We start from the raw sequence: 13,646 nt of genomic DNA on the forward strand, positions 1-13,646 counted from the left end.
CTCTTACCTCTTAAGCCAGACGCGGGTTAACTTTATCGGCATCGATGTTGAATTTCGCGATCGCATCCGCCACCACTTTCTTCTCGATTTCGCCGCGTTTAGCCAGTTCACCCAGGGCTGCCACCACTACGTATGACGCATCCACTTCGAAGTGGTGACGCAGGTTTTCGCGGCTGTCTGAACGGCCGAAACCATCGGTACCCAGCACGCGATAATCGCTGGCTGGCACGTAGCTGCGAACCTGCTCTGCGAACAGCTTCATGTAGTCGGTCGATGCCACCGCCGGCGCGTCGTTCATCACCTGAGCGATGTACGGTACGCGTGGAGTTTCCGTTGGGTGCAGCATGTTCCAGCGCTCACAATCCTGACCGTCGCGTGCCAGCTCGGTGAACGAGGTCACGCTGTAGACGTCAGAACCGATGCCGTAATCCTTCGCCAGGATCTGTGCCGCTTCGCGCACGTGACGCAGGATAGAACCTGAGCCCAGCAGCTGCACTTTGCCTTTGCTGCCTTCTACCGTCTCCAGCTTGTAGATACCCTTACGGATACCCTCTTCCGCACCCTGCGGCATCGCAGGCATGTGGTAGTTTTCGTTCAGCGTGGTGATGTAGTAGTAAATATTTTCCTGCGCTTCGCCGTACATACGTACCAGACCGTCATGCATGATGACTGCCACTTCGTACGCGTAAGACGGATCGTAAGAGATACAGTTCGGGATAGTCAGCGACTGAATGTGGCTGTGACCATCTTCGTGCTGCAGACCTTCGCCGTTCAGCGTGGTACGACCGGACGTGCCGCCCACCAGGAAGCCGCGCGCCTGCTGGTCGCCTGCCAGCCACATCAGATCGCCGATGCGCTGGAAACCAAACATTGAATAGTAGATGTAGAACGGAATCATCGGCAGGTTGTTGGTGCTGTAAGAGGTCGCCGCCGCCAGCCAGGAAGACCCTGCGCCCAGCTCGTTGATCCCTTCCTGCAGAATCTGGCCTTTCTCGTCTTCTTTATAGTAAGCAACCTGCTCACGGTCCTGCGGCGTATACTGCTGGCCGTTCGGGCTGTAGATACCAATCTGACGGAACAGACCTTCCATACCAAAGGTACGCGCTTCGTCCGCGAGGATCGGCACCAGACGATCTTTGATCGACTTGTTCTTCAGCATCACATTGAGCGCACGCACGAAGGCGATGGTGGTGGAGATCTCTTTGCTCTGCTCTTCCAGCAGCGCACTGAACTCTTCCAGCGCCGGCATTTCCAGCTTTTCGCTGAACTCAGCCTGACGGGTTGGCAAGTAGCCGCCCAGCTTCTCGCGCTGGCCGTGCAGGTAGTTGTACTCTTCTGAGCCTTTTTCGAAGGTCACATACGGCAGCTGTTCGATCTTGTCGTCAGCCACTGGCACGTTGAAGCGATCGCGGATGTAGCGAACGCCATCCATGTTCATCTTCTTAACCTGGTGCGCGATGTTCTTACCTTCCGCGGTGTCACCCATACCATAGCCTTTGATGGTATGCGCCAGGATCAGCGTTGGCTGACCTTTGGTCTCCTGCGCTTTCTTCAGGGCCGCGTAGATTTTCTTCGGATCGTGACCACCACGGTTCAGGGCGAAGATCTCTTCGTCTGACCAGTCTTTCACCAGCGCTGCGGTCTCCGGGTATTTACCGAAGAAGTGCTCGCGCACGTACGCACCGTCGCGTGATTTGAAGGTCTGATAGTCGCCGTCAACGGTTTCGTTCATCAGCTGAATCAGCTTGCCGCTGGTGTCTTTCTTCAGCAGCTCGTCCCAGCGTCCGCCCCAGATCACTTTGATCACGTTCCAGCCAGCACCGGCAAAGATGCCTTCCAGCTCGTTGATGATCTTACCGTTACCGGTGACCGGACCGTCGAGACGCTGCAGGTTACAGTTGATGATGAACACCAGGTTATCCAGCTTCTCACGGGTAGCGATGGTGATCGCCCCTTTGGATTCTGGTTCGTCCATCTCGCCATCGCCAAGGAAGGCGTAAACAGTCTGCTTAGAGGTATCTTTCAGGCCGCGGTGTTCCAGATATTTCAGGAACTTCGCCTGATAGATGGCGTTCAGTGGGCCGAGACCCATCGACACGGTCGGGAACTGCCAGAAGTCCGGCATCAGTTTTGGATGCGGATAGGAAGAGAGACCGTTGCCGTGGACTTCCTGACGGAAGTTGTTCATCTGCTCTTCAGTCAGGCGTCCTTCAAGGAACGCACGCGAGTAGATGCCCGGAGAAATGTGGCCCTGGAAATAGACCAGATCGCCGCCATCCTGCTCGCTACGCGCGCGGAAGAAGTGGTTGAAGCACACTTCATAAATGGTGGCAGAAGACTGGAAAGACGACAGGTGACCACCCAGCTCCAGATCTTTCTTCGACGCACGCAGAACCGACATAATGGCGTTCCAGCGGATTGCGGAACGGATACGACGTTCAAGAGAGGTGTTCCCCGGATATTCCGGCTCATCTTCGACCGCAATGGAGTTGATGTAGTTGCTGACGGCGTTGCCGCCCGCTGCCACTTTCACACCGCCTTTGCGTGCAGCACTCAATACCTGATCAATCAGATACTGCGCGCGCTCAACACCTTCTTCACGGATGACCGATTCGATCGCCTGTAGCCAGTCACGAGTTTCGATCGGATCCACGTCATTCTGTAAACGTTCTGACATGGGGTGTATTCCTTATCTGTGTCTAATACGTTGAATTATCAGGAGCCTGTCTGCTTGTGCTTTGCTTCTGATTCACAGCACAAGAAGACAGGCCCGTCGTTTATGTCGCACGTTCATTGCCGTGCGTTATTCCTTACGTTGCTGTAAACGACGCAGGGAGCGTTCACGACGGCTCTGCTCCCGACTTCTGTCCAGCAAGATTTCCTCAATGAACGCCAGGTGACGATGGGATGCCTCGCGTGCTTGTTCTGGCTCACGAGCCACAATCGCCTCAAAGATACTGGCGCGGTGACCGCTCACTTTCGCCAGCATTTCGCGGCGAGCGTAGAGCAATTCGAAATTCTGACGGACGTTCTGTTCCAGCATAGGGCCCATCGAACGCAGCAAATGCAGCAGCACCACATTATGGGCGGCTTCTGTGACAGCGATCTGATACTTCATGACCGCATCGGCCTCAGCATCTAAATCGCCGCTGTCCTGCGCCTGCTGGATGTTGACGTGACAGTCGCGAATACGCTGCAGGTCTTCATCGGTGCCGCGCAGCGCAGCGTAGTAGGCCGCAACGCCTTCCAGCGCATGGCGGGTTTCCAGCAGGTCAAACTGGGATTCAGGATGTTCAGCAAGCAGGCCGACCAGCGGGTCGCTCAGGCTTTGCCAGAGATTCTGCTGTACGAAGGTGCCACCACCCTGACGGCGCAGCAGCAGGCCTTTGGCTTCCAGACTCTGGATCGCTTCGCGCAGCGATGGACGTGAGACATCAAACTGTTTGGCCAGTTCACGCTCGGGAAGCAGTTTTTCACCCGGCTGGAGCGTCCCTTCCATAATCAGGGATTCCAGCTGCTGCTCGATTGCATCGGAGAGCTTGGGTTGGCGAATTTTACTATAGGCCATCATCCCTTCTTATGAGCCAAACGTCCGGAGTAAATTGGTAATACCAATTGAAAAATGGTGCCCGTAAAGTAACAAAGTATTCACCTTGTGTCTATATGGCCCCCCGCACACTTTCACCTCAGACACCGGTTACCGTGCGCTAACTTACCGGGATCTGGCAGAAAAGCGTCTCAGCGCGGCAAATGTTAACAGATTTCACTTTTACCAAACCTTACACTGCATTAGCGCGCACCAGGCTGCGTAGCCATAAGCGAATGCTATTCGTGTTTAAGCCTTATTCATGGCAGAAATAGCGCAAGGGAAGCGCAGAGGATGCTGCTGCTTTTTCAGCCATCTCTCAGCACAAAAAGCAAAAGCAGGTGCAAAGCGGCGCGCTTATCACTATTCTGGTCGCCAGGGTAGCTCAGGCTTGCACACAGCCCGCCGGATACCGTAAAGAAAAACGTACACAGATAGAACAGCCTTACAGTGCGCGCACTGCAGGTGCACAATAACAACATCATGAGGTTTGTATGGAACAACAGCATGGCGAAACGCTGCATCGCGGCCTGAAAAATCGCCATATTCAGCTGATTGCGCTGGGCGGTGCCGTCGGTACCGGTCTGTTTCTGGGCAGCGCATCAGTGATTAAATCGGCCGGTCCGGCCGTGATTCTCGGCTATGCCATCGCCGGTTTTATTGCCTTCCTGATCATGCGCCAGCTCGGCGAAATGGTGGTGGAAGAGCCGGTGGCCGGCAGCTTTAGCCACTTCGCCTATAAATACTGGGGCAACTTTGCCGGCTTTGCCTCCGGCTGGAACTACTGGGTGCTGTATGTGCTGGTGGCGATGGCTGAACTCACCGCCGTCGGCAAATATATTCAGTTCTGGTGGCCGGAATTCCCCACCTGGGCCACTGCGGCTATCTTCTTTGTGGTGATCAACGCCATCAACCTGACCAACGTCAAAGTGTTCGGTGAGATGGAGTTCTGGTTCGCGATTATCAAAGTGGTGGCGGTCATCGGTATGATCCTGTTTGGCGGCTGGCTGCTGTTTAGCGGCAACGGCGGCCCACAGGCCAGCGTCAGCAACCTGTGGAACCAGGGCGGTTTCCTGCCACACGGCGTCAGCGGGCTGGTGATGATGATGGCGATCATCATGTTCTCCTTCGGTGGCCTTGAACTGGTGGGGATCACCGCCGCTGAAGCCGACAATCCGCAAGAGAGCATCCCTAAAGCCACCAACCAGGTGCTGTGGCGTATCCTGATTTTCTACATCGGCTCACTGGCGGTACTGCTGTCCCTGCTGCCATGGACGCGCGTCACCGAAGAGACCAGCCCGTTTGTACTGATTTTCCACGAACTGGGCGATGCGCTGGTGGCGAATGCGCTCAACGTGGTGATCCTGACCGCCGCGCTGTCGGTGTATAACAGCTGCGTTTACTGTAACAGCCGCATGCTGTTCGGCCTGGCGCAGCAGGGCAACGCGCCAAAAGCGCTGCTGAAAGTGGATCGTCGTGGTGTGCCGGTGGCGACCATTCTGGTCTCGGCAGTAGCCACTGCGCTGTGCGTGTTGATTAACTATCTGATGCCGGGCGAAGCCTTCGGCCTGCTGATGTCGCTGGTGGTCTCCGCGCTGGTCATCAACTGGGCGATGATCAGCCTCGCGCACCTGAAATTCCGCAAGAAAAAAGACCAGCAGGGCGTGACCACCCGTTTCAGGGCGGTGCTGTATCCGCTGGGTAACTGGATCTGCCTGCTGTTCCTGGCGGCCATTCTGGTGATCATGCTGATGACGCCAGGTATGGCGATTTCAGTGTGGCTGATTCCGGTGTGGCTGCTGGTGCTGGCCGTGGGTTATACCGTTAAAAATCGGGTACAGAAAGCCTGATGCTTCACCGGGCCCGGCACGCTGCTGCCGGGCCGATCCGCTTCACACTTTTGCCCGCCCGCGTATTTTGTCCATCATCCTGACCGATTGTTCCCCACCAGGTTACTGATTTAACGCTGATAATTTTTGCTCCACTTGTCGCAGGAGACGACTGATGAAAGGAGCAGCCCTCTCGTTCAGAGAAAAACTGGGATACGGCATGGGTGACGCCGGATGCAACATGATCGGCGGTGCCATCATGCTGTTCCTCAACTACTTCTACACCGACGTATTTGGCCTTGCTCCGGCGCTGGTCGGCACGCTGTTGCTGTCAGTACGGGTGCTGGATGCGGTGACCGACCCGATAATGGGCGCGATTGCCGACCGCACGCAGAGCCGCTGGGGACGCTTTCGCCCGTGGCTGCTGTGGATATCGCTGCCCTACGTGCTGTTCAGCGTGCTGATGTTTACCACCCCGGACTGGAGTTATGAAAACAAGGTGATCTGGGCATTTGTCACCTATTTCCTGATGTCGCTGACTTACACCGCCATCAATATTCCTTACTGCTCGCTGGGCGGCGTCATCACTAACGATCCCGGTGAACGCGTCTCCTGCCAGTCATACCGCTTTGTCATGGTGGGCATCGCCACGCTGATCCTCTCGCTGTCGCTGCTGCCGATGGCCGAGTGGTTTGGCGGCGACAACAAAGCGCGCGGCTATCAGCTGGCGATGAGCGTGCTGGCGCTGATTGGCCTGGTGATGTTTCTGTTCTGTTTTGCCACGGTGCGCGAGCGTATTCGCCCGGCGGTACCGAGCAACGATGATCTGAAGAAAGATTTGCGCGATGTATGGAAGAACGATCAGTGGGTGCGCATTCTGCTGCTGACGTTCTGTAATGTCTGTCCCGGTTTTATTCGCATGGCCGCCACCATGTATTACGTCACCTGGGTGATGGGCCAGTCGACGCACTTTGCCACGCTGTTTATCAGCCTGGGCGTCATCGGCATGATGCTGGGCAGCACACTGGCGAAAGTCCTCACCGATCGCTGGTGCAAGCTCAAGGTGTTTTTCTGGACCAATATTGCGCTGGCGCTATTCTCCAGCGGCTTTTACTGGATCGATCCGCACGCCACCGTCACCGTGGTAATTGCTTATTTCCTGCTGAACATCCTGCACCAAATCCCGTCACCGCTGCACTGGTCGCTGATGGCTGATGTCGATGACTACGGCGAATGGAAAACCGGTAAACGCATCACCGGGATCAGCTTCTCCGGCAACCTGTTTTTCCTCAAGGTCGGACTGGCGGTAGCGGGTGCCATGGTCGGGTTTTTATTGTCGATGTATGGCTATGACGCAGCAGCGAAACAGCAGTCTGCCAGCGCGCTCAACGGCATTGTGCTGCTGTTTACCCTGATCCCCGGCGTCGGCTATCTGATCACCGCCGGCGTGGTGCGCCTGCTGAAAGTGGACCGCGCGCTGATGCGCACCATCCAGCAGGATCTCGCCCTGCGTCGCGCCAACTTCCATGACCTGTCCGCCCCTGTTCGCCGCGCAACCTCACAACCAGGAGAAATTAAATGAGCTGGCCTAACCCGTTTATTACGCAACGTGCCGATCCGTTTATTTTGCGCCACGGCGATGGCTACTACTTTATCGCTTCGGTGCCCGAGTACGATCGACTGGAGCTGCGCTATGCCAGCACGCTTAACGGCCTGATTACCGCCCCGACCACTACCGTGTGGCGTAAACCGGAAAGCGGTCCCTGCAGCGCCCTGATCTGGGCACCGGAACTGCACCTGATTAATGGCCAGTGGGTGATTTACTTTGCCGCCGCGCCGTCCCGCGAAATCAAAGAGGGGCTGTTTCAGCACCGTATGTACGCGCTGGTATGTGATGATGCCGATCCACTCAGCGGTCACTGGCAGCCGTGCCGCCGCGTGCAAACCCACCTCGATACCTTCGCCCTTGACGCCACCCACTTCGTGCATCAGGGTAAAAACTGGTACCTGTGGGCGCAAAAAGATCCGGCGATTCCCGGTAACTCCAACCTTTATCTGGCGGAATTACTGAATCCGTGGACGCTGAAAACCCAGCCGCTGATGCTCAGCCGGCCGGAGTATGAGTGGGAGTGTGCCGGCTTTAGCGTTAATGAGGGACCGGCGGTGATTCGCCATGGCGAGCGGCTGTTTGTCACCTACTCAGCCAGCGCCACGGATGAAAATTACTGCCTCGGCATACTGAGTATTGACGCGCAGGCCGATCCGCTCGACATCAGCGCATGGCATAAATCGGCGCGGCCGGTATTTGCCACCAGCTGGGATAATCATCAGTACGGTCCGGGGCATAACAGTTTTACCGTGGATGAAGCAGGACGGGATGTACTGGTGTATCACGCACGGAATTACACCGAAATTGAGGGCGATCCGCTGTGGGATCCCAACCGCCATACGCGGCTTAAATATTTTGCCTGGCGCGAAGACGGCACACCGGATTTCGGCGTGCCGCCTGCCGATCACACTAACGTGCCGTAGATAGTCAGCAGCGCCACTACCACGACCAGCACCAGCGAAACGCGTTTGGCCAGCGCCACGGCGACCCGTGGCGTTTCCACTTTATCCAGATGCGGATCGCGCGCCAGCGAGAACTGCGCCAGGCTGGTCAGCACCTGATACTGTGGACGATGCACATCGCTGAGCGCGGCAAACCATGCCGGCAGCGCACGCTCGCCATGGCCGAGCAGCGCATAAGCCACACCGGCCAGCCGCACCGGAATCCAGTCCAGCACGTGCAGAATGCGATCGATGCCGGACTGTGCGCGTTCCAGCGGGGAACGGTGTTTTGCCAGCCAGCTCTGCCAGGCGCGCAGAAACGCATACCCCACCAGCAACACTGGCCCATACGGGCCACCGACCACAAACCAGAACAGCGGCGCAAGATAGAAGCGGAAATTAATCCAGATCAGCGCGTTTTGCAGCGCCTGCAGAAATTCGCGCTCGCTACAGTCAACCGGCACGCCGTGAATCAGCGTCAGCTCTGCCGCCATCGCCTGATGGGCCGCTTCATCATCGTGGCTCGCCGCTTTAAGATACTGGTGATAATGCAGCCGCACCGAGCCGGCACCAATACACAACAAACCGACCACAATCCAGAACAGCAGCTGCGCCACGCCAAACAGAATGCCCTTCAGGCTCCACACCACCAGCCAGACCAGCAGCATGGCGATCACGGTCATCAGCAGCGTACGCAGCAACGAGAAGCGCTGGCGACCGCGAAACAGCGGCTCAAGCCGATGATCCAGCTGCCAGTGTTCACCTAATTTAAAAAGGCGTTCCCAACCCAAAACTAACAACAAACTAAACAACGTCATACCTGCTCCTGCGGTGTCAGGGGTGCTCCTGCCCGATAGCCTGTTTATAGCGTATCCAGTCAAATGCCGGACCGGGATCGGTCTTGCGTTCCGGCGCAACATCGCTGTGACCGGTGATACGCTGCGGCGTCAGCGGATAATGCTGCATCAGCAGGTGGGTAACCTGCTGCAGCGTAGCGTACTGGGCATCGGTGTAGGGCAGCGTATCGGTACCTTCCAGCTCAATGCCCATGGAAAAATCGTTGCAGTTTTCCCGTCCGGCAAACTGCGAAATGCCGGCATGCCAGGCGCGCTGGTCAAAGGAAACATACTGTACCAGCTCACCGTCACGGCGGATCAGACAGTGCGCCGCCACGCGTAACTGGGCGATATCCGCAAAATAGGGATGCGCATCAGCCGGTAGCGTACCGGTGAACAGCCGGTCAATCCACGGACCGCCAAATTCGCCCGGCGGCAGACTGATGTTATGAATGATCAGCAGCGACGGCGCTTCGTTATCCGGCCGTGCATTGAAGTGCGGCGACGGCACCTTGCGTGCGCTCGTGATCCAGCCGTGTTCCAGTTTCATGCCTGTTATCCTGAACAAAATCTGGCTGAGAATACCATGATTCCACCTCGCTGCTTGTGACTTAATGCGTTATGGCATCAGCAAGTTAAGGATACTAAACATTTCACTTAGCGTGTCTGGCAATAGCTGCAAAATCAGGCTAAGGTGAGCGCACGTAATCCGCAGGGTGGAGCCGCAAAATCATGGTGTCGCGTCGTTATAATCCCGAACATCGTCGTCAGGAATTGCTTAAACGTATTCAGCTGGATATCCCGGAAACCGTGGCGCGCGCGCTTCAGGAGGATTTAGGCGGTGACGTTGACGCTGACCGCGACATCACCGCCCAGCTATTGCCGCAGGCGGCGCAGGCTGAAGCGCGCGTTATCACCCGCGAAGCCGGTGTTTTCTGTGGTAAACGCTGGGTGGAAGAGGTGTTTATCCAGCTGGGCAATAACGTTTCCATTACCTGGCACGTCGAAGACGGCCAACCGCTGGTGGCCGATCAGCTGCTGTTTGAATTACAGGGACCGGCGCGGTTGCTGCTGACGGCAGAACGCACCGCGTTGAACTTTGTGCAGACGCTCTCCGGCGTAGCGACAGCCGTGAACCGCTATGTGGCGCTCTTGTCTGGCAGCAATACCCAGCTGCTGGATACGCGCAAAACCCTGCCCGGCCTGCGCACCGCGCTTAAGTATGCGGTGCTGTGCGGCGGCGGGCAGAATCATCGCCTGGGCCTGTCCGACGCTTTCCTGATTAAAGAAAACCACATCATTGCCAGCGGTTCGGTCAGTAAAGCGGTGGAGAAAGCCCTGTGGCTGCACCCGGATGTGCCGGTCGAGGTGGAAGTGGAAAGTCTCAGCGAACTGCAACTGGCGCTGGCGGCCGGCGCCGACATCATCATGCTGGATAACTTCACGCTGGCGATGATGCAGCAGGCGGTTACGCTGACGGCGAAGCGCGCGCTGCTGGAGGTGTCCGGCAACGTGACGGAGACGACGCTGCCGCAGATTGCCGCCACCGGAGTGGATTATGTCTCGGTGGGCGCGCTGACTAAGCACGTGCAGGCGCTGGATCTGTCGATGCGTTTTCGCGAAGTCTGACGTAAGGCCATGCCGCCGGCGCTGGCGGCAAATTGCGAGCCGGCGTCCATCATCATGTGGCTTCGCCTGTAACGCGCCACATTGTCTGCGCGCCCCTTTCCGGGATTGAAACGCGCCCCCTTCCGCTTTTGCCCGCCCTTTCTTACCGTTGCGGCTCCACAACAAGGAGCCTCATTATGGATAAACAACGCGGTTTTACCCTGATCGAGCTGATGATTGTCATCGGTATCGTCGCCATCCTCAGCGCTATTGGCCTGCCCGCTTACCAAAATTATCTGCAACGTGCCGCGCTGACCGACATGCTGCAAACCATGGTGCCCTATAAAACTGCCGTGGAGCTGTGCGCCATCGAGCGCGGCGGACCGGCGCAGTGTCAGGCCGGCGAGCGCGGTATTCCCGCCGCCAAAGGCTCACGCTATGTGGCGAACCTGAGCGTGGTGAATGGTGCCATTACGCTGACCGGCCAGGAGAGCCTGACGGGGTTAACCGTTGCAATGTTGCCGATATGGAATGCGGCGGAAGGCGCACTCAGCTGGCAACGCAGCTGCACCAGCGACAACACCAGCCTGCGCGACAGCTGCCTTGAGCAGTTCCGCTTTGCCGACAAGGAAGAAAACAATGGATAAGCCGGATAGCGCCCTGCAGGCGCTGTGTGCCCGCTATCAGGCCGTGATACTGCACCATGACGCCACGCACTTGCGCGTGGCGGTCGCGGACGCGCCAGACCCGCTGTTGTTAGAGGCGCTGCAGTTTGCCAGCCAGTGCGCAGTCGAGGTTGAGTGCTGGCCCGCCGCACGGCTGGAGCAGCTGCTGCACCAGCCAGAAAGCAGTGCGGCACCGCGCGAACAGGCCAGCGCCGAGTCCGCCATTCACGCGGTGGATCAGATTCTGCGCCAGGCCATACAGCGACGCGCCTCCGATGTGCACTTTGAACCGCAGCGTCACGGGCTGCGCGTGCGGCTGCGGATTGACGGCGTGCTGCATCCGCTGCCGCAGTTACCGGATGCCCCACCCGCCGCCGTGCTGGCACGGTTGAAAATTCTCGGCGGTCTGGATATCGCGGAGCGTCGGCTGCCGCAGGATGGCCAGTTCAGTCTGGAGATGGATGACAAACCGGCGGCGTTCCGCCTGTCGACCCTGCCGGTCAGCCAGGGCGAAAAAGCGGTGGTGCGCCTGCTGCAAAGCGAAAACAGCGCCATTGCGCTCGATAAGCTGGGCATGCCGGCGCCACAGCTGCGCCTGCTGAAAAACGCGCTGGCCAAACCGCAGGGGCTGATTCTGGTCACCGGCCCAACCGGCAGCGGCAAAACCTTTACGCTTTACAGCAGTCTGAGCGCCCTCAACGTGCCGGAGAAAAACGTCTGCAGCGTGGAGGACCCGCTGGAAATTCCGCTACAGGGGATTAACCAGACGCAGGTACAGCCACGGAGCGGTCTCGACTTTAACCGCGTCCTGCGCGCGCTGCTGCGGCAGGATCCGGACGTCATAATGATCGGTGAAATCCGTGATGCTGAAACCGCCAGCATCGCCGTAAAAGCGGCGCAGACCGGACATCTGGTGCTCTCGACTTTGCACACCAACTCGACGGCCGAAACCCTGACCCGCTTACGGCAGATGGACATTCCCGGCTATCTGCTTGGCCCGGCGCTACAGCTGGTGGTGGCGCAGCGGCTGGTGCGCCGTTTGTGCGTGCACTGCCGTCAGCCGGGCCAGGCGATTGCCCATCTGCCTGGCGACATGTGGCCCGGCACGCTGCAAACCTGGCGTGCCCCCGGCTGCGATCACTGCTTCTCGGGTTATTACGGCCGCCTGGCGCTGTTTGAAATCCTGCCGATGAGCAGCAGGTTGCAGAACGCCATCTCGGCTGATATGCCGCTGGAGCACCTGCTGACGCTGGCTGCGGAGCAGGGAATGAAAACGCTGCTGACCGCCGGGCTGGAAGCGGTGAGCCGCGGTGACACCTCATTCGAGGAGATGCAGCGCGTGGTGGGCCTTGGCAATGGCTAATCGCTACCAGTTTCACTGGCAGGCACTGGACAGCATGGGCCTGCTGCAGGAGGGCGAGTCGCTGCAGCCCACGCAGGATGCCCTGCTCGGCCAGCTGGGCGATCGCGGCATGCTGGTGGTGAGCTGGCAGCGCGGGAAATGCTGGCGCGCGCGTGACTGGAAGTGGCAGCAGAAAATTGACCTGATGCGCCAGCTGGCGACGTTGCTGAAAGCCGGGCTGCCGCTGGCGGAGAGTCTGACATTGCTGGCCAGCGGCCATCCTCATGCAGGCTGGCGCGTGCTGCTGAGCCTTCTGCAACAGCGGGTCATGGCCGGAGAGCCGTTTTCTCAGGCGCTGCGCGCCTGGCCGGATATTTTCCCGCCGCTGTTTCCTGCACTGATGCAGGTTGGTGAGCTGACCGGGCAACTGGACGAGTGCTGCCGCCAGCTGGCACTACAGCAGAGCAGGCAACAGTTTCTGCGCCAGAAAGTGGTGAAAGCGTTGCGCTATCCGCTGTTTATCCTGCTGGTGGCGCTGGCGGTCAGCGCCGGGATGCTGCTGTTTGTACTGCCGGAATTTGTTGCGGTGTACGCCAGCTTTGACGCACCGCTGCCGGCCTTTACCGCCGGCGTGATGGCGCTGTCAGCACTGTTGCAGCAGGCGGCGCTGCCGCTGCTGTTGTGCGGTGTGGCGTCCGGGTGGCTGGCGCGTCTGACCTACCGACGATCCGTTGCGTGGCAAAAGCGCTGTCAGCAGTGGCTGCTGCGGCTTCCGCTGCTGGCCCCGTTGTGGCGCGGCGGTCAGCTCAGCCAGATATACGCGATTCTGCAACTGACGCAGCAGGCCGGACTGACGCTGCTGCAAAGCCTGCAGGCGGTAGAAGTGACGCTGGCCGCACGACTGTGGCGCGATGCCATCGTGGCGTTACAGCAGCATATTGCCGCTGGCGCGCCGCTGCATCAGGCGCTACAGGGATATCCGCTGTTTACGCCGCTTTGCGCTCAGCTGATCCGCGTCGGTGAAGAGGCCGGTGCGCTGGATGTGATGCTGGCGCGGCTGGCGGAGTGGCACGAAGCGCAAACGCTGACGCGCGCAGACAGCCTCGCCGCTTCGCTGGAGCCGTTGATGATGGTGGTGATTGGCGGCATTGTCGGCACGCTGGTGATTGCCATGTATCTGCCGGTATTTGGTCTGGGAGACGCCATACGTTAAACGGGCGCACGCGGCGC

The 13,646-nt window shown here is 58.5% G+C and carries 11 protein-coding genes; 7 read left to right on the plus strand and 4 right to left on the minus strand.

The annotated features are described in order from the left end of the window. Positions 1 to 10 precede the first annotated feature (10 nt). Positions 11 to 2,677, minus strand: coding sequence for a pyruvate dehydrogenase (acetyl-transferring), homodimeric type (aceE, locus tag CBW22_RS11020; protein WP_021507538.1), 2,667 nt, complete (start codon positions 2,675 to 2,677; stop codon positions 11 to 13). Between the two features lie 126 nt (positions 2,678 to 2,803). Then, on the minus strand, positions 2,804 to 3,568 hold the full coding sequence (gene pdhR / locus CBW22_RS11025) for a pyruvate dehydrogenase complex transcriptional repressor PdhR (RefSeq protein WP_021507539.1): 765 nt from the start codon (positions 3,566 to 3,568) through the stop codon (positions 2,804 to 2,806). Between the two features lie 512 nt (positions 3,569 to 4,080). On the opposite strand from pdhR, the gene aroP reads away from it, so the two are divergent. The 3 genes from aroP (at position 4,081) to CBW22_RS11040 (ending at position 7,947) form a co-directional block, all read left to right on the plus strand. Next, the gene (aroP, locus tag CBW22_RS11030; protein WP_058759500.1) at positions 4,081 to 5,436 is read left to right on the plus strand and encodes an aromatic amino acid transporter AroP; all 1,356 of its coding nucleotides are present in this window, start codon (positions 4,081 to 4,083) and stop codon (positions 5,434 to 5,436) included. A gap of 154 nt (positions 5,437 to 5,590) precedes the next feature. After that, positions 5,591 to 6,997, plus strand: coding sequence for a glycoside-pentoside-hexuronide (GPH):cation symporter (locus CBW22_RS11035; RefSeq protein WP_058780448.1), 1,407 nt, complete (start codon positions 5,591 to 5,593; stop codon positions 6,995 to 6,997). Further along, positions 6,994 to 7,947: a glycoside hydrolase family 43 protein gene (locus tag CBW22_RS11040; RefSeq protein ID WP_088516645.1), complete on the plus strand. Its 954-nt coding sequence runs from the start codon at positions 6,994 to 6,996 to the stop codon at positions 7,945 to 7,947. The genes CBW22_RS11035 and CBW22_RS11040 overlap by 4 nt, the downstream gene beginning before the upstream one ends. Here the strand turns inward: CBW22_RS11040 and ampE are convergent. Continuing rightward, the gene (ampE, locus tag CBW22_RS11045; protein WP_031279700.1) at positions 7,929 to 8,783 is read right to left on the minus strand and encodes a beta-lactamase regulator AmpE; all 855 of its coding nucleotides are present in this window, start codon (positions 8,781 to 8,783) and stop codon (positions 7,929 to 7,931) included. The two genes, CBW22_RS11040 and ampE, sit on opposite strands and share 19 nt — an antisense overlap. A gap of 16 nt (positions 8,784 to 8,799) precedes the next feature. Continuing rightward, the gene (gene ampD / locus CBW22_RS11050; protein WP_088516646.1) at positions 8,800 to 9,351 is read right to left on the minus strand and encodes a 1,6-anhydro-N-acetylmuramyl-L-alanine amidase AmpD; all 552 of its coding nucleotides are present in this window, start codon (positions 9,349 to 9,351) and stop codon (positions 8,800 to 8,802) included. A 182-nt stretch (positions 9,352 to 9,533) separates the two neighbouring features. Between ampD and nadC the strand changes: the two genes are divergently transcribed. The 4 genes from nadC to hofC all read left to right on the plus strand — a co-directional run bounded on the left by nadC (position 9,534) and on the right by hofC (position 13,629). Continuing rightward, on the plus strand, positions 9,534 to 10,430 hold the full coding sequence (gene nadC, locus CBW22_RS11055; protein WP_021507544.1) for a carboxylating nicotinate-nucleotide diphosphorylase: 897 nt from the start codon (positions 9,534 to 9,536) through the stop codon (positions 10,428 to 10,430). A 176-nt stretch (positions 10,431 to 10,606) separates the two neighbouring features. Further along, positions 10,607 to 11,056, plus strand: coding sequence for a prepilin peptidase-dependent pilin (gene ppdD / locus CBW22_RS11060; protein WP_058759497.1), 450 nt, complete (start codon positions 10,607 to 10,609; stop codon positions 11,054 to 11,056). Beyond that, positions 11,049 to 12,437 carry a type II secretion system protein GspE gene (gspE, locus tag CBW22_RS11065; RefSeq protein ID WP_088516647.1) on the plus strand — a complete coding sequence of 463 codons (1,389 nt, stop codon included), beginning with the start codon at positions 11,049 to 11,051 and terminating at the stop codon, positions 12,435 to 12,437. The genes ppdD and gspE overlap by 8 nt, the downstream gene beginning before the upstream one ends. Continuing rightward, on the plus strand, positions 12,430 to 13,629 hold the full coding sequence (gene hofC / locus CBW22_RS11070; RefSeq protein WP_088516648.1) for a protein transport protein HofC: 1,200 nt from the start codon (positions 12,430 to 12,432) through the stop codon (positions 13,627 to 13,629). Before gspE ends, hofC begins: the two co-directional genes overlap by 8 nt. Positions 13,630 to 13,646: the final 17 nt, after the last annotated feature.

The sequence above is a fragment of the Pantoea sp. VS1 genome, assembly GCF_002207995.1.
Classification (GTDB): domain Bacteria; phylum Pseudomonadota; class Gammaproteobacteria; order Enterobacterales; family Enterobacteriaceae; genus Pantoea; species Pantoea dispersa.